Raw genomic sequence first — 16,082 nt, forward strand, 5'->3', positions numbered from 1 at the left:
GCCTCGCGTGTCGGGTCAGGGGAAGGGGTGCGGGTGCAGGGGCAGTTCGCCGTGGTGGACGGGCCGGCCGGTGCGGCCCAGGCGGTGGGGCACTTCCAGCAGTCGGGGCAGGCCGAGGGTGCGCCGGTTGACGTGTCCGAAGGTCATGGGGAGCGCGCCGGGGACGACGACCTTCACGCAGTGCAGGCCGAACCGCTCGCGCAGCCCCGGCTCGCTCTGGTCGACGGTGACGACCTCCAGTCCGGCCCGGGCCAGCCGGGCGACGGTCCGTGTCAGGAGGCCGGAGAGGTCGGGCACCGGGGCGGGGGCGCCGGGCCAGGCCGCCTCGACCGTCGCGGCCCGGGTGTCGGCGAAGAGGAACTCCAGGCGCCCGGCGGCCTCGGGCAGGGTGTTCAGCCCGACGTGGTCGTCCAGGGTGAGGACGAGTTCGGGGTGCTCCAGCATGGGCCGCAGGCGTTCGCGGTCGCGTGGCCCTCCTTCGGCGAAGGAGCGGTGCGGTGCCTGAAGCACGTTGGTGACGACCTCGGCGACGGCGGAGCGGATGGCGCTACGGGGATCGTGGTGGGCGCCGGCCGCGAGGAACATCCGTGGTGCGTCGGGGTGGTCGCCCTCGTAGCGGCAGACCGCCAGGACGGCCGGGACGGCGAAGTCGTTGGTCGCGTCCAGGAGCAGGAGCCGGTAGCCGGCGGCCGCCGCCCGGTCCGCGAGCATCAGGGTGTCGGTGTCGTCGGCCGGCGGGTGGATGCGGCGCAGCGGGGTGGCGGCGTACCAGGCCATGAGGAAGGCGTCGCGTTCCGCGACCTCGAACAGCCCGTACAGGGCGGCCTCTTCGGGGCTGTTGCCGAGGCCGCAGCCGTTGGAGGACTCGTACACGACGCGTGGCCGGTCCGGTTGCGGCACGTCCCAGTAGGCGACGTGTTCGGGGACGGCGGTCGGCCTGTGGTGGGTGAGGGACCAGCCGTGTACCCAGTGGAGCGGCAGGTGCGGGGTGTAGGGGACGGTGGGTGAGGCGGGGTGGCCGTGGTGTGCGGGGTCGGGCAGGCCGAGCCGTGCGGGGTCCAGGGCGCGGCCCGGGCCCAGTTCGGCGTAGGAGGCCAGCAGGTCGGTGCGGCGGCCGGTGGGGCGCATGCCCGCGTACCGTTCGACGGCCTCGAAGAGGGCGATGCGTTCGCTGTCGGGGAAGGTGCGGGCCCGGCCGTGGCCGCCGTCGTCGAGGGACCTGCCGTCGGTGACGACCGCGCTGGTGAGGCTGAACGCCGAGTCCTCGAAGCGGCGTAGCTGCCGCACGGGGCCGAAGCGTTCGTCGTGGAGGGCGGTTCGCAGTGCGGTGCCGCTCGTGCGGGGGTTGGGGCCGCGTAGGACGGTCGGGTCGGGCAGCGGGCGGGGTCCGCGGGGCAGGGGGTGGAGCGGTGTGCGTGTGTCGGAGGGCAGCGGGTGGCACACGTCGCAGCCGCCGACGGGGCGGACGTGGTGGGTGGACCAGGTGCCGCGGCCCTGGTGGACGACGTGGACGACGGCCGCGGCCGGGTCCGCGCCCGGGCCGGGGTCGGGGTCGGGGTCGGGGTCGAGGAGGTCCTGTACGAGGGCCTCCACGGCCGGGGTCAGGGCCGGTGAGGGGACTCCGGCCAGGGTCAGCTTCGGGGTCTGCCACGGGACCCGGCCGCCCGCGGTCGCCAGGCGCTGGTGCTCGGTGCAGACGAGGCAGGCGGCGGCGCCCGGCCGGAGCACCGGTCCGATCACCGCCAGCGGGCCGTCGTAGCGCACCGGGACCAGGGTCACGGGTCGGTGCAGGGCGTGGCGGCTCAGTTCCTCGGCGAGGCCGAGCGTCCAGCGGGTCAGCACGACGGCGGCCCGGCCGGTGGTGGCCGCCAGTGCTGCGGTGGCGTCCAGTACGGGGACGGGGCCCGGACCGGGCTCGGCCGCAGGGGTGGGGGCCGTGGCGGGGCGGGTCATCGGTGCTCCTCGGGGGTGTGCAGCACGGTGAAGCCGAAGGAGCGCAGCAGGCCGGCGAGGCCCGGATCCGGTGCGGGTGCGGGTGCGGGTGCGGGTGGTGTGGTCGTGGGTCGGGCTCCGTACAGCCGGTGCAGGGTGTCCTGGAGGGCTTCCTCGCGTCCGGCCAGGTCGGCGAGCCAGCCGCCGGTCCAGCCGGGGTCCTCCCAGGTGGCGGTGGGCACGCCGGCCGCCGCCAGCGGGGCGGCCGCGCCCCCGGAGGGCGGTGGCGGGGCGCCGGGCGCCGCGGCCGCGGCCGCGGCGGCGGTGACGGCGGTGACGGCGGCCAGCGCGGCGAAGGCGGCGGCGTCGCCGGGGGTGGCCTCGACGGCCTCGCCGAGCAATGGGCCCGGCCCGTGCCCCGGCCCCGGCCCGTGCTCCGGCTCTTGCGGGGTGCGGCGGACCACGGCCCGGTAGGCGTGTGCGTGGGGGGCCGCCCGGTGCACCTCCAGTCGTGCGGGGACGGCGAGCCGGCCGGTCAGGGTCGTCCACCAGTGGCGCAGCTGCGGGTGGCCGGACCAGTGGGCCGGGTCCAGCGGGGGGCGGTCGTGCGGGGCGGCGGCGAGGCGGCGTGCGGCGGTGTGGCGCAGGGTGCGGCCGCGGGCGTGCCCGGGGTCGGCGCCGACGGTGAACGTGGTTTCCCCGAGGAGGAGTTCGGCGGCGCGGCAGAACAGTTCGAGGCGGGCCAGGTCGAGGCGGGGCCCGCCGCCGGTCAGGGTGCGGGGGGTGGTGGCGTGCCCGGCGGCGGGCGGTGTGCAGGCGGCGAGGGGGACCGGGAGTTGGGGCAGGTCCCCGGGCAGGGGTGCGGGCAGGGGTCCCGAGCGGTGCTCGCCGAGGGCGGCGATCCGCCGTAGTGCCTCGGCGAGCTCGGTCGGGGGCGCGAGGTGGACGTGGCGGTCCGCGTCGATGCGTTCGGGGCCGAGCCAGCTGTGGTGGTCGGCGCGTGGGGGGTGGGGGTCGGCGAGGAGGACGGTGGGGATGCCGGGGAGCAGCCGCGGGTCGTCGGCCTCGGTGGCCGGGTCGGGCAGGCGGGCGGCCGCGCACAGCAGCCGGTGCGCGGCGGCGCCGGCCAGCAGTGCGGCGAACGTGCCCGGGATCCTTCGGGGTTGCGGCTCGGCGGCGGAGTCGAGGACGGTGGTGGTGGCGTGGGTGAGGCGGGCTTCGAGGGCTGCTGCGTCGGCGCGTGCCTGGGCGGTGCTGCCGGGGGCGGTCACGTATCCGGTGGCGCCGCCCCGTCCGGCCGCGACCGTCCGGTCCGGGCCCGCGCCGTGGACGGTCAGCAGGATGCGGTCCGGGGGCAGGTCCGGGTCGGGGGTGAGGGTGACGGGCACACCGCCGGCCGTCAGCGCCCGTAGGGCGGCGGTGGCGGTCGGGGAGTTCGGGTCGTGGGCCAGGACCTCGGCCCGGGCGGTGGCCAGGAGGGCGGCCGCGGCGTCGGGGTGCGCGGCCGTGGCGTCGATCCACCGGGCGACGGCGGGGTCGGGGTGAGGGGCGGCGGGTGGTGCGGGGAGGAGGAGGTCGTGGTCGGCGAGCCGGCCGAGGAGGGTGTCGGCGGCGGCGCGGACGGCCGATCCGGGTTCCAGGCCCTCCCGGAACCCGGCGAGGCCCCCGGTGCGCAGGGGTTCCTCCAGCAGGCCCCACACCACGGGAACGGCGGTGCTGCCTTCCAGCGTGAGGCTGCCGCGCCGTCCCCGTAGGTGCAGGCCGGCGCGCAGCGGTGTGACGGCGGTGCCGGGACGCAGCCGGTCACCGGGTTGCGGCGGGCTGCCGCCGCTCGCCGGGTCCCTGCCGGTGCCGCGGGTGTTCTCGGCGTCGTGGGTGTCGTGGGTGTCGTGGGCGGTGGGTTCGCCGGTCATGTCCGGGCCTGGACCGCGTCGATGACGGCGTCGATCTCGGTGCGCCAGTCGCAGCCGGTCAGGGCGGGCACGGCGCGGACGACGAGGTGTGCGGCGAGGTAGCGCTCCAGGGGACGGACGTCGCAGACGGTCAGCAGCCGGTACAGGGCGTTGGTGCAGGCCCGGTGGATGAGGTAGTCGGGGCGGCTCCACATCGTGCCCTGCGGGTCGGCGCGGCGCAGCAGCCGGTGGAACTCGCTGTAGCGGGTGCGGATGTCCTGGTTCCAGCGTTCGTGGGCGGCGGCGTCGCCGGTGGCGGCCGCCCGGGTCCGGTAGGCGAGGGGGTTTCCGTGGAGGTCGGCGCCTGCGGCGTGGCGGCGGGCCGTGAGGTGCCAGGCGTCGCGGGAGAAGTCGGCCCAGGCCTGTTCCCAGTCGTGCGTGTGTCCGTCGGCGATGCGTGCGACGAGGGCGGTGACGGTGTCCCCGGCGGTGTGCGCGTGTTGTTCGAAGGTGGCGCGGAGTCTTCCGTCGGGGTCGTCGTGGAGGAGGAAGTCCTCCAGGTGGGAGACGTAGGACCAGTGTCCGCCGGTCAGGCCGCCGGGGTGGGCGCAGGCGTGGGCGGCCAGGGCGGTGACCGCGAGGCGGAGCCGGGCCCGGGGGGTGTCCCCGTGCCGGCCGAGGTGGTCCGCGCCGGCTCGCAGGGCGCCCAGGCCCGAGTGCAGGAGGTCCTCGCGCAGGCGGGTCCCGTCCGCTCCGAGCAGGCCCCGTACCGGGGTCCGGTCGACGGGTTCGATGCGGGTGGTGTTGTCGGGGTGGACGGGCCCGTGGGGCGGGGGGAGGAGTTCGGCGCGCCCGGCCTCGGCGGCCTGTTCCAGGAGTTGGGCCCGGTCGAGGTCGCTGTGGGAGGGGTGTGCGCGCATCCAGGTGCGGATGCGGGCGGCGGCGGCGCGGGCGGTGTCGGCGAGGGCGGCGGGGTCGGTGCCCTGCAGGCGCAGCCGCAGGTGCGGGCCGTGGAGCCAGTGCCGCTCGACGTGGGCGGTGGTGCCGTCGGCGGTGGCGGCGGTGGCCAGGGGCAGCATGACCTCGCGCAGCAGTGGGGCTTTGACCGGGTGGTGGTAGTAGGCGGCGACGTCCAGCGCGTCCTGGTCGCGGGGGTCGGGTCCCGGGGTGGCTTCGGGGTCGGGGGACGGCATGTCCGGTGCGCTCCTGTCGTGGTGCTGCGGGCCGGTCGGGCGGGTCATCGTGGGTGTCCGTCCCGGTAGACCTCCAGGGCGAGTTCGACGGCCCGGGTGGGTGCGGGCAGGCCGCCGGGGGCGGGCAGTGCCTCTTCGAGGACGACGCCGTCGGGGTGCCGGGACAGCCATTTGGCCAGGCAGCGCAGGTGCAGGGCGTTGCCGAGGTCCGCGAGGTGCGGTTTGGGGCGGGTCAGGCGGCTGAGGAAGTCTTCGGTGGCGCGGCCGGTGGGGGCGGCGGCGACCGGGTGGAGGAAGACCTGTTCGGGCAGGCCGAGGTGGGCGCGCCAGTCGGCGGTGGCGGCGGCCGGGACCCGGTGGGGGTGGGTGTCGGCGGCGAGGTCGGCGCGCAGGGCGACCAGGACGGCGGGCGGCAGGAGCCAGCGGCGGCGCTGGAGGACCACGTGGCGGTGGCGGAGGCGGGAGCTGACGGTGACCGGGCCGCCGGGTGTGTCGAGGGTCCGGCGGGGGGCGAGGGGCCGCAGGTCGACGGCGCCGGCGGGGTGGTCGGCGAGGTGGGGTGCGATGCGGGCGGGCAGGAGTACGGGGGCGAGGAAGCCGGGGTAGAGCACGTCGAGCGGTTCGCCGGTGGTCCGTAGGTGGATGCGGACCTGGTCGGTGGCTTCGTCGTGGACGAGTTCGAGGTCGGCCTCGGCGATGGGGGTGCGGTCGCGGTCGGTGCCGATCTCGTCGGGGACCAGGAGGGGGTGGAGGTTGGCGTTGAATCCGCCGACGGGGCGGATCTGGGCGGGGCGGGCGCCGGGTCCCAGGCCGCGCCGGATCTGCCGGGACACCTCGGCGGTGGCGCGGGGGTCGAGGAAGTCCAGGAAGCGGCTGGTGAAGCGGCCCCAGCCGCCGTAGACGTGGTTGACGGCCAGCAGTCCGGCGGTGGGGTCGCGCTGGAGGAAGTAGGTGTAGCTGAGGGGGCGTTCGAGGGCCGTGGCGGGGAGCCGTTCCCCGAGGGTCTTGAGGGTGTCCGCGGGCAGGACCGCCTCGTCGGGGGCAGCGGGGGTGGTGCGGCCTCGGTGGCTGTCGGGCTCGCGCAGGGCGGCGGTGATCTCGGCGCGCAGCCGGGCCAGGGGTTCGGTCGCGGTGGGGAACGCGTCGCGGTCGGCGGGGTCGAGCAGGGCGATGCGTCCGGCGGACTCCCAGGCGGCGGTGACGTCGGCGGCGAACTCCCAGGGGTGTGCGCAGCGTCCGCCTCGGCCGTAGCGTTCGACGAAGCGGTCCCGCAGGGCGCGGCGGACGAGGTGGCCGAGGTCGAAGAGTTCGGCGAGGGCGGTGACCTCGGCGAGGGCCTCGTGGTCGGCTGCGCCGAGGAAGCCGTCGAGTGCCAGCGGGCGCGGGGCGATCACGTCCTCGGACAGGACGGTCAGCGGGGCGGAGCCGGTGGGGACGGGCCGGCCGGCGGCGGCCAGCTCGGTGGTCCAGCGCTGGGTGAGGGCGGTGAGCAGGCCGGGGCGGTCGGCGGCCGGGGCGGCGGCGAACCGGGCGGTCAGCGTGGCGAGTTCGGCGATCCGGTCGGCGCGGCGGGCGTCTTCGGGGTGGCCGGGTGCGAAGGAGCGTACCCAGGCGCCGAGGCGTTGCAGGGGGGCGGGGTCCTGCGGGGCGACGGGGTGCTGCGGGACCAGCAGGTCCGCGCGGGTGAGCCGGTCGAGGAAGGCTGCGACCGCGGCCCGGCCGCTGCCGTCCCCGCCGTCCGCGCCCTCGCCGTCCCCGTCGTCCTGGCCGTCCTGGTTGTCCGGGCTGTCCGGGCAGAGCGCCGCGGCCAGGTGCCGTGTCAGGTCCGGGAGGGGGACGGGGTTCTCGGCGAGGCGGGTGAGCAGGCGCAGCGGCCCGCCGGAGGCCACCTCGGCCTGGTCCTCGCCGGGTACGAGGTAGCGGCCGCCGGCGAAGGAGGGCCGGTCGCGGATGTAGGTGGTGCGTGGGCCGGCGGTCCGTGCGGTGCTGGTGATGCGGTGGGGAAGGGTGGTGCGCCGGTGCGGCGCGTCGAGGAGGGCGAGGGTCAGCGCGGTGGTCAGGGTGCGGTTGGCCCGTACGACGGGGTGCAGGGGGCCGTCGAGAACGGGTGCGGCGCCCCAGGAGGTCACCGGGCGGGCGGGTCCGTCGGCCCGGTCGCCGGCCAGTGGGCCCCATCCGACCGCCGTGAACCATGACAGCGGGCTGGTCTTGGTGCTGGCCCGCAGGGCGTAGCGCAGCACGGTGGGTTCCTCCTTGCGGGCGCGGCGGTCGGCCGTGCCGGTGGCGGCACGGTTCATGGCGCGCAGCAGGTCGGCGCTGGTCAGGGCGGTGGCCTTGGCGAGGGCGGGTTCGCGGCAGAGGGCGGCGAGCGCGGCGCGTTCGGCGTCGAGGGCGGGGCCGCAGGCGGTGTCGAGGGCGGTGAGGAGGGTGGTGCGGTCGGCACGCAGGGCGAGCCAGGCCGCGAGCCGGGGCAGGCGGGCCGGCAGGTCGCCGAGGCGGGCGAGGAGGGCGGGGCGGGGTTCGCGGCGGTTGTGCAGGGCCCGGCGCAGGGGCAGGACGGTGTCGCGGTGGAAGTCGGCGGGGTGGGAATCGCGGGCGGCGTAGAGGTCGTCGCACAGCGGTGCGGCGGTCAGGGCCAGTTCGGTGTCGAGCCGGTGGAGGCGGGCCAGCAGGTCCCGGAAGGCGGCCGCGGCGGGAGGCTGGGCCGGGTGGGCGAGCACGGTGGCGCGGGCCAGCGCGTAGGGCGCGGACCGTACCCGGTAGCCGTCGGTGCCGGGGGCGGAGTGCGGGCGCGGCTGCGGCATGGGTTCCCGTCCTGTGGGTGGGGGCGGCGCGCGGCTTCCCGCGGGGCGCGGGGGCCCTGCGGGAAGCGTCTGGCGAACGGTGGTGCTGCGGCGCGGTGTGCGGCGGCGCTGTGACGCGGTGCGCGGTGCGCGGTGCGCGGTGCGCGGTGTGCGGTGTGCGGTGTGCGGTGGTGTTTCCCCGGTTACAGGGGGAGTTCGGGCAGCTGCGGGTGGGCGCAGGAGGACGAGCCGCAGGAACAGGAGCTGCCGCCGTTGGACGCGCCCCCCTCGGGCAGCGCGACGGTGTCCCGCATGGAGGTCACGGTGAGTTCACCGAGGTCGAGGTCGTCGAGGTCGAAACCGGCGGACTGCGTGGCGTCGTTCATGGGTTGCCTCTCGTGTAGGGGGTCAGACCTCGAGGGCGGTGAGGTCCTGCGGCTGGGCGCAGGACGACGACCCCTGGCAGGAGCAGGAGCCCCAGGAGGCCCCGCCTTCGGGCAGCGCGGCGGTGTCCCGCATCGAGGTGACGGTGAGGTCGCCGAGGTCGAGCTCCAGGTCGTGGAGTTCTGTTGCGGGGGTGTGCGCGGTGTCGGACATAGCTGTCTCCCGGGATGTGGAAGCGGAAAGCCGAAGGTGCACCGGATGCCGGTCGGCCGGACCGTCGGGAGAATATTGCGGTGCCGTCCGGAGGGCAGCAAGTGCCCGGGGGTTATGTGCCCCGCCCGTCCGAGTCCGGTTCTGATCGGTGATGCCGTCGCCGGCCGAAACCGGCCGCAGGGCGTTTCCGGCCGATTCCCCGGCATCGCGTCCGCTCCCCCGGTATTTCGCGGGGCCGGCCGGGTTCTGCGGGAGCGCAGGGTTCCGCATTGGTCGGCGGGGGTGCGGACCGCACGGCGTGCGGGCCGTCCGCGCAGGGTGCCGTGCACGGTCGTGGCCCGGGAACTTCCGGCGGGGCGGGAAGCGGTGGCCCGCGGTCCGGACCGTCCCGGTGGACGGCTCGCCGCGCGAAGACGGTTCGTACGGCACCGGAATCCGCACCACCTCTTTCGACCGCGGATGTTTTCCCGTCACACGACACCGGGGGCGGCGGATGATTCTCGCCATTCCCGGGAACACCCCCGACCGAATTCATTCTTCATACATTTATCGTGTGCCGGCATGTGTCGGGTGAGATGAACCGTCCGATTCGGACACCGACATGACGGAGTGTTTCTTGACCTCGCAACCTCTTGCATCGGACACGGCGCCGGCCCGCGGATGCTCCTGGCGCCGATCGCGGCCCTGTGCGCGGTCATCGGCACCACCGCGCCCGGTACGGACCCGGCGGCGGCCGCCGACCGACGTCACCCGATCCACGCCGTCGCGCACCGCGTCGACACCCTGGACGGTGTGGACGCCGCGCTCGCGCACGGTGCCGACGGCATCGAGATGGACGTCCGTGCCTGGTGGAACCCCGACGAGTGGCGGGCCTGGCACGACTGTTCCTCGGCCGGTGACAACCGGCCGGGTCCCGGCTTCGACAGCATGATCGACCGTATTCTCGCCCACGCCGGCGCGGGACGGCGACTGTCGTCGGTCCGGCTGGACGTCGAGGACCCGAACCACTGCGGGGAGCGGGAGAACCGCGGGTGCAGCGTCGCCGGGCTCCGTGACAAGGCGCAGCGGCTGACGGCCGCGGGGATCCAGGTGTTGTACGGGTTCTACGAGTACCACGGTGGTGACACCCCGGACGTCGGCGGTCGGGGTCGGAAGAGTTCGGAGGGCCGGCTCGGTGTGTCGGAGGGGATCACGACGACGGGAACCCGTGACCGGGCCCAGGGTGCGTTCGACCGGTCCGGTTCAGGGCTCCCGGCCGGTCGCCGGGTGATGGACCACGGCGACAGCGACATCACCCAGGGGTTCGGCAACTGCACGGAGGCCACGTACTCCACGTGCGCGGAGCTGAAGAAGGGCGCCGCGGACCGTGACGGCGGACGGCTCGCGGGGACGCTGTCGTGGACGACCACCTACAACGATCCCTGGTACGTCGACAAGGTGCTGGGCGACGAGCGGGTGGACGGCATCATCGCGGGCTACGGGGCGTTCACCGGGATGCGTGAGTACGACGGCGGTCGGCAGTGCGCCGACTCCGTGAACGTGAACCTGATCCGGGACCGGGTGGACCGTCACGCCGGCACCCATCGCATGGCCGCTCCCGGTGACCGCCTGTTCGGGTAGGGCCCGGTGCCCGGTGGCCGGTGGCCGGTGGCCGGTGGCCGGTGGCGGTTTCCCCTCCCCCGTGCGACGGGAGGGGCGTGACGTCGGGCCGTCGGGGTCGTTGGAACGGTAGGTCGGCGAAGTGCACGAAGGCCCCGGTGTCGATGTCGGGGCCTTCGTGGTGTCGGCGCGCCGGCGGGCCGGGCCGTCCTTCTAGGCCTTGGGTGTCCAGGGGGTGGCGGTGGGCTCGGGGCCGTCCAGAGCCTGGCGGAGCTTTTCCTTGAGGGTCTTGGGCGGGGCCTGGGTCTCCTCGCGGGTGTGGACGAGCCGGGCGGCGGTGACGCGTATGTGGCATTCGCGGTGCCGTTGGCGCAGCCGGACCAGCCAGGTGCCGTCCGGGGTGAGGAAGGCCTGGCGGGCGGGGGACTCCCCCGGTCTCGCGTGGCGGGCCAGGAGGGCCGGCACGTAGTGCAGGGCCGCGTCCTCGGCCGTGGCCAGGGCGTGTTCCCGCGGGCCGTCGACGGGGTGGTGGGCGGCCAGTGTCCAGCGATGGAGCCTGAGTTCGGCGCCGTCGGCGTGTCGGGTCGTCCGGGTGTCCTCCTCGACGAGGACGTACCACTGGTCGGTAGTCATGGCCGGAGCCTAGGCCGTCCCGTCCGCAACCGGTCGGGTCGCCCGGCCCGGGTCTGCGGTGCCGGACGGCGCGCGGGTCGGGGCCGGATCCGCAGCGGACGGTGTGGCCGGTGTGGAGGGTGTGGAGGGCCGGTCGGTGACCGTGGTCGCGGGCCGGGCGCGTGCGGCGACCGCCGCTTCGAGGTAGGTCCAGCCGTCGACCCGCCTCTCCCGCTTCTCCTGTTGCTCGGCCGGTCGCCACCCGCGGGCGAGCGCCGCGTCGAGCAGCACCCGTACGGTGCCCGGTTCGTGGAGGTTCAGCGCGCCGATGCCGTTCTCCCCCACCTCGCCGGATCCTGTGGTGAATCCCGCGACGTACCGGCCGGGGCCCTCGTCGAAGACGAGGCGCAGCAGGCGGTCGTTGCCCGACGGTCGGGTGTGCAGGGTGAGGGTCTTGCGGCAGCCGCCGTCCTCCAGGACGCGGTGGCCGTGGCGGACCGTCCACAGGTAGGTGTGTCCGTCGGCGACGAGCCTGCGGGGCTTCTTCTCGGAGCGGGGCATACGGCCCAGCGTAGGCGGCGGCGCGTGGTGGGGGCCGTCCGGCCGCGGGGCGGCCGGCCGTCGTGCGAAGGGGGCGTCGCCCCGGGGCCGTTCGTGGATCCGTCGAGGTGATCGCCCCGGTCGGGGAACGGGGGTCGCGCCCCGGGGGTGTTCCCGCCCGGACGCCGGGGACGCGGACCGCCCCCGGCCCGCCCGGCGCACGGCCGGGACGGGGACGGGGGCGGGAGGTGCCGGAGGGCCGGGGCGCGCCGGGGGTGGGCGGGCACCGGCGGGGGTGCGCCGGCGGGGGGGGGGGGGGGGGGGGGGGGGGGGGGGGGGGGGGGGGGGTCAGCCCTGGCAGACGCCGCGGGCGTAGTCGTACGTCGCGGTGGCCTGGGAGTAGCGCCACTGCGGGTCGAGCAGGTCGTTCTTCAGCTGTCCGGCGGCGGCCGGGCTCTCGAGGACGTATCCGAAGTCCTGGAGCCAGGACGGGTAGAGGTTCTTGGAGCCGATGTAGAAGGCGGACCCGTCGACGGAGACCAGCTTGTGGTGCTGGGCGTAGGGCTTGCCGTCCGCCCAGGTGGGGCGGTCCGAGGCGCGGAACGTGGCCAGTTGGAGGTTCTCGCACAGGGCGGTGCGTGCCCGGCCGGTGTCACCGGTCAGGGCGGTCAGGCGGCCGCGCAGGGCGTCGCTCACCTCGGAGAGGGACTTGATCTGCGAGTAGCCGCCGCTGCCGATCGTGCCGCGGTTGGCCGGGTCGCTCACCACGATGCGGACCTTCACGCCGGAGACGAGCTTGGCGGCGAGGGCGTCGTAGAGGCGCACGTCGTAGCGGGGCAGCGGCGGGCAGGTGGCGTGGACGTCCTGCTGGGAGATCTCGATGTGCGAGGTCGCGCCGGAGATCAGGGCGCGCAGGGCGCTCTCCTCCGGGTTGACGGTGTCGTAGTCCCGGTCGGCGTTGGTGCGGTCCGCCACCCCGATGCCGCATTTGGTGTCGGCGGCGGTGGGCAGGACCGGGCGGAAGGGGGAGGTGGGGTCGCTCGTACGGATGCCCACGCCGAGGCCGCCGACGGCGAGGGCGGGCACGTCCCCGCCGCCCGCCGGGGCGGCCGGTCGGGGCAGGGAGGGCATGCAGTCGGCGCCGGAGGAGGCGGCGAACCAGACCGAGGCCCAGTTGCTCCTGTTGCGGCAGGTCCAGTCCCACAGGGTGTCCAGGTAGCGGCCGGCGGAGCCCGCGGCCGGTCCGGTCAGGGCGAGGTCGACGTCGCTGACCGGGTGCGTGGTGTCCAGGTAGTCGCCCTTCCAGCTGTTGATTCCGCCGGTGATCACCGAGGTGCCGTCCACGACGACCAGCTTGGAGTGGTTCCAGGAGAACGCGGTCTTGGAGGTGGTCATCGAGGCCACGTTGAGGGTGATGTTCGCGGCGGCGGCCGGGCCCAGCCGGGCGAGCAGCTCGTCGCGGTAGGAGGAGGGGATCACCGTGGAGTGGTAGATCGGCGCGGCGCCGACCATGACGCGGACCTTGAGCCGGTTGCCCTTCTCCGCGGATTCCTTCAGGCCCGCGACGATCGCGTCCTGGTAGCCGCCGTCGGGGAACGGGGCCAGCGTGGATATGTCGACCGTGTCCCGGGCGGCGGCGATGTCCTGGCGCATCTTGTCCAGGAGGCGGCGGGATCCGGGGCGGTCGGCGCAGGTGGCGTCGCCCCAGCAGCCGGGGGTCTGGAGCAGCCAGTCGGCGCCGCCGGGGGTCGAGGAGCCGAGCCGGTTGCCGGCGGTGCGCTCCCACACCGAGCCCTCCAGGCCCGGCGAGACCTGGCGCAGGGTCCGCTCGATCGCGTCCAGGTGCGGGGTGGGGGTGTCGGCGGCGGACGCGGGGGCGGCGCCGAGGAGGGAGAGACCGAGGGAGAGGCCGAGGGCGAGGGCCGTGGCGGGGACGAGGGCCGCCGCAGCGACGGTGCGTGCCAATGTGGTTCCTTGAACTGGGGGGTGGCTCCGGCCGGGAGCGTGGTCGGCCACACGGCGGCCACACCCCGACCGTGATCAACTCCCGTAAGTTACCAGCACGTAGCCTTGTGTTCGTCCACCTCGGACGAGTTCCGGCCACCCCGGCCGTCCCGGGTTCGGACCGGCCGTCGGACGGGGAGCGGGCGTGCCGGTCGGGGCGGACACCGCCCGGGACGGGGCCTCATGACTCCCGGGACGGCATCGCGCCCCACACGCGCGCGACGGCGACCCGGCTCCGCCGAGCGCCGTACGGGCCGGTGCGCGCCACCGGTCCGTACCAGGGGTCGTGGGCGTCTGCGCCGCGCGGGGGCCGCCGCGGTCGTGTCGATCACGCACGTTCGCCGCGTCGTCGACCACGACGGGAGGGCCTGCCTGTGCCTGTCACGACCGGGGGCGATGCCCACCGCGGGCGGCCCCGCCGACGCCTGAACAGCGACCGGGACCGGCCGGCGGAGACGGGACCCGATCGGACGAGACCGGCGGACGAAGCAGGCCTCGCCCGAGGCCGTCCCCGCCCGCCCGCCGCCCGCCCGCCGGCCGGCCGGGGGCGAACCCCGGCGCGCCCACCGTGCGGTGGGCGCAGGGGTGGGTGCGGGGGTGGGTGCGGGGGGGTGCTCAGGGGGCGGCCAGGGCCTCCAGCGCGGGGACCGTCTCGGCCGGGGTCGGCAGGGCCGCGTTCTCCGCGCGCAGGCGGGCGGCGGCCTGCGCGAGGGCCGGCTCGGTGGTGAGGCGGGTCAGGAGCGGGGTGTCGACGTCGTCGGAGGCGGAGCGCAGGGCGGCGCCGGTGGCGGTGAGCGCGTCGGCGTTGGTGAAGTGGTCGGCGCCCTGGGGAAGCAGGAGTTGGGGCAGGCCTGCCTGCAGGGCGGTGAGCAGGGTGCCGGAGCCGCCGTGGTGGATCAGCGCGTCGCAGGTGGTCAGCAGCTCGGCGAGCGGGACCCAGGGCAGCGGGCGGACGTTGTCGGGGAGGGTGCCGAGCGGGCCGAGGTCGGCGTCGCCGACGGCGAGCAGGAACTCGGCGTCCACCGACGCGGCGGCCTCGATCAGGCGGACGATGGCGCGGACGCCGTCCAGTGCGGTGAGTACGGTGCCCAGGGTGACCGCGACGCGCGGGCGGTCGGCGGGCCGTAGCAGTTCGGCGGGGACGGTGCCGCCCCCGTTGTAGGGGAGGTAGCGCACGCGCAGGCCGTCGGCGTCGCCGCCGAGGGAGGCGGGCACGATGTTCAGGGCGGTGGGCTCGGCGGGGCCGGCCACCGCGTACGTCTCGTACGCCTCGGTGAAGTTGGCGGCGAGCCGGGCGACCATGTCGAGGCCGGAGGTGACGCCGAAGTTGTGGACCACCGAGGGGATCCCCAGTTTGGCCGCGACCAGCGGGGCCGAGGCCTGGAAGGAGTCGTGGACCAGCAGGTCGGGGCGCCAGCTGTCGGCGGTCTCCAGCAGACCGTCCACGGTGGAACGCGAGACGAGCGCGAAGCCGTGGGCCGCCCGGTCGAGGATCTGGTCCGTGGTCATGTCGGGTGCGACATAACGCATTTCCTGGTCCGAGGACTGCTCGAAGACCTCCATGACGCTGCGGCCGTCGCCGATCTCCACGATCGGGAAGCCGGCCTCGCGCAGCGGGCCGAGCGGCTGCGAGCCCGCGAACAGCACCTCGTGACCGGCGGCACGTAAGGCCTGGGCGGTCGGGATCATCGGGAAGAGGTGGCCGGCCGCTGCCGGTCCGGTGAAGAGTATGCGCACGGGTGTCTCCTAGCCGTCGATCTGCCGGTCGGGGAGGACGGGCAGCCGGCCGGCCGGTGGTGCGGGCCGGCCCCCGCCCTCCCCTTCTCTCCGGTCAACCGACGGACGTGCACGCCGCGTTCCCCCCGAAGGGATCGATAATCGGACGTTCTGGTACGCGGCCGGCCGGCCGAGCGGGGGTCGGCCGCGGCGGGCGGGGCGGGCGTGGGCGGTGAGCGGCGGCGGGCATGGGCCGCCGTGGCCGGGCGGGGTCGGCCGCCGCGGGCGGGCGTGGGCGGCGGCGGGCGGGCGGTGGGCGGCCCGGGTGGCCCGTCCGCGGGGCGGCACCGATACGATCCGGGCAGGGGCGGGGCCGTAGCGCAGAGGTCGTCGCGCACGGTCTCCAAAATCGTGAGGACGCCGGTTCGATTCCGGTCGGCCCCGCCCTCCCGGCGCGTGGGCCGCTCCCCCGGGGCGTCCGCCCTGTCAGGATGAGCCCATGACCGGATCTCGTGCGTGGCGCAACCCGTGGGGCCCCGGTGACGGGTCCCGCCTGTCCCTGTGGTCGAAGGACTCGGTGCTCTCCATCGGCTCGGTGGGCTCGGTCCTGTCGATCGGTTCGGTGGGATCGGTCCTGTCGATCGGCTCCGTGGGTTGCGCGCTCTGCGCCGCCTCCGTCGGATCCTCCCTGTCCGTGTTCAGCGCCGCCTCCTGGCTCAGCACGGGCTCGCTGCTGTCCGCGCGGTCGCACCGCTCGGTGCTGTCCTGGCGCTCACGCGACGGTTTCATGACGGCCGGCGGTGACGACGCCCCCGCGACCACCTCGACCGCCGCCACCACGACCGCCCTCGCCGGACTCACCACCGTCGGACTCACCACCGTCGGGATCGCGGCCGTCGGGTTCGCCGCCGCTGCCAGGATCGCGTCGCACCTCGGTGGGCGCCGCGGCCGCCGAGGGGCGTCCCGTCCTTCCCCGTTTCCTATGCTGCTGGGATGATCGAGCCCGTCGAACTCGTGACGTTCGACTTCGACGGGGTACTCGTCGACACCGAACGCATCGCCCTGCGCCTGCAGATCGCCTGACGCACCAGGACGTCGTCGACCGGTCCATCGCACGCTCCTAAAGGGTGTTGCAGAAGGTCGGGCCTGGGCGGGTCGAAGTGGCGTCTGGCCTGCTGTTTCACCGTGTCATGGCGAGGTTGTGCATGGTGGCG

11 protein-coding genes, 1 tRNA gene and 1 pseudogene are annotated in these 16,082 nt (G+C 75.6%); 3 read left to right on the forward strand and 10 right to left on the reverse strand.

The window, feature by feature from the left end:
* Positions 1 to 15: 15 nt before the first annotated feature.
* The 6 genes from BCL76_RS35755 to BCL76_RS35780 all read right to left on the reverse strand — a co-directional run bounded on the left by BCL76_RS35755 (position 16) and on the right by BCL76_RS35780 (position 8,397).
* Complete coding sequence (locus tag BCL76_RS35755) at positions 16 to 1,953, reverse strand: TOMM precursor leader peptide-binding protein (protein WP_109783535.1); 1,938 nt, start codon at positions 1,951 to 1,953, stop codon at positions 16 to 18.
* A complete protein-coding gene (locus BCL76_RS35760; RefSeq protein WP_109783536.1) occupies positions 1,950 to 3,845 on the reverse strand; it encodes a hypothetical protein in 1,896 nt (631 codons plus the stop codon). Before BCL76_RS35760 ends, BCL76_RS35755 begins: the two co-directional genes overlap by 4 nt.
* Complete coding sequence (locus BCL76_RS35765) at positions 3,842 to 5,065, reverse strand: lantibiotic dehydratase C-terminal domain-containing protein (protein ID WP_181382874.1); 1,224 nt, start codon at positions 5,063 to 5,065, stop codon at positions 3,842 to 3,844. The genes BCL76_RS35760 and BCL76_RS35765 overlap by 4 nt, the downstream gene beginning before the upstream one ends.
* On the reverse strand, positions 5,062 to 7,821 hold the full coding sequence (locus BCL76_RS35770) for a lantibiotic dehydratase (protein WP_109783538.1): 2,760 nt from the start codon (positions 7,819 to 7,821) through the stop codon (positions 5,062 to 5,064). Before BCL76_RS35770 ends, BCL76_RS35765 begins: the two co-directional genes overlap by 4 nt.
* 182 nt (positions 7,822 to 8,003) lie before the next feature.
* Positions 8,004 to 8,186 (reverse strand): thiazolylpeptide-type bacteriocin, encoded by a 183-nt coding sequence (locus BCL76_RS35775; RefSeq protein WP_030774781.1) that lies wholly within the window; start codon positions 8,184 to 8,186, stop codon positions 8,004 to 8,006.
* A 22-nt stretch (positions 8,187 to 8,208) separates the two neighbouring features.
* Entirely contained in the window at positions 8,209 to 8,397 is a 189-nt protein-coding gene (locus BCL76_RS35780; protein WP_109783539.1) for a thiazolylpeptide-type bacteriocin, read from the reverse strand.
* Between the two features lie 660 nt (positions 8,398 to 9,057).
* Between BCL76_RS35780 and BCL76_RS35785 the strand changes: the two genes are divergently transcribed.
* Positions 9,058 to 10,017, forward strand: coding sequence for a phospholipase (locus BCL76_RS35785; RefSeq protein ID WP_109783540.1), 960 nt, complete (start codon positions 9,058 to 9,060; stop codon positions 10,015 to 10,017).
* 192 nt (positions 10,018 to 10,209) lie between these two features.
* Here the strand turns inward: BCL76_RS35785 and BCL76_RS35790 are convergent, their stop codons facing one another.
* From BCL76_RS35790 to BCL76_RS35805, 4 genes are all read right to left on the reverse strand, one after another.
* Positions 10,210 to 10,629, reverse strand: coding sequence for a hypothetical protein (locus BCL76_RS35790; protein ID WP_109783541.1), 420 nt, complete (start codon positions 10,627 to 10,629; stop codon positions 10,210 to 10,212).
* A gap of 9 nt (positions 10,630 to 10,638) precedes the next feature.
* Positions 10,639 to 11,169, reverse strand: coding sequence for a hypothetical protein (locus tag BCL76_RS35795; protein ID WP_309136882.1), 531 nt, complete (start codon positions 11,167 to 11,169; stop codon positions 10,639 to 10,641).
* A 327-nt stretch (positions 11,170 to 11,496) separates the two neighbouring features.
* Entirely contained in the window at positions 11,497 to 13,113 is a 1,617-nt protein-coding gene (locus tag BCL76_RS35800) for a phospholipase (protein WP_109783542.1), read from the reverse strand.
* Between the two features lie 654 nt (positions 13,114 to 13,767).
* Entirely contained in the window at positions 13,768 to 14,889 is a 1,122-nt protein-coding gene (locus BCL76_RS35805; RefSeq protein WP_109783543.1) for a glycosyltransferase, read from the reverse strand.
* A gap of 348 nt (positions 14,890 to 15,237) precedes the next feature.
* Here BCL76_RS35805 and BCL76_RS35810 point away from each other — a divergent pair.
* A tRNA-Trp gene (locus BCL76_RS35810) sits at positions 15,238 to 15,312 on the forward strand.
* A 55-nt stretch (positions 15,313 to 15,367) separates the two neighbouring features.
* A pseudogene (locus tag BCL76_RS35815) lies at positions 15,368 to 15,685 on the forward strand (hypothetical protein); the annotation flags it as partial.
* Between the last annotated feature and the right edge of the window lie 397 nt (positions 15,686 to 16,082).

This window comes from Streptomyces sp. CG 926, assembly GCF_003148825.1.
Taxonomy (GTDB): Bacteria; Actinomycetota; Actinomycetes; order Streptomycetales; family Streptomycetaceae; genus Streptomyces.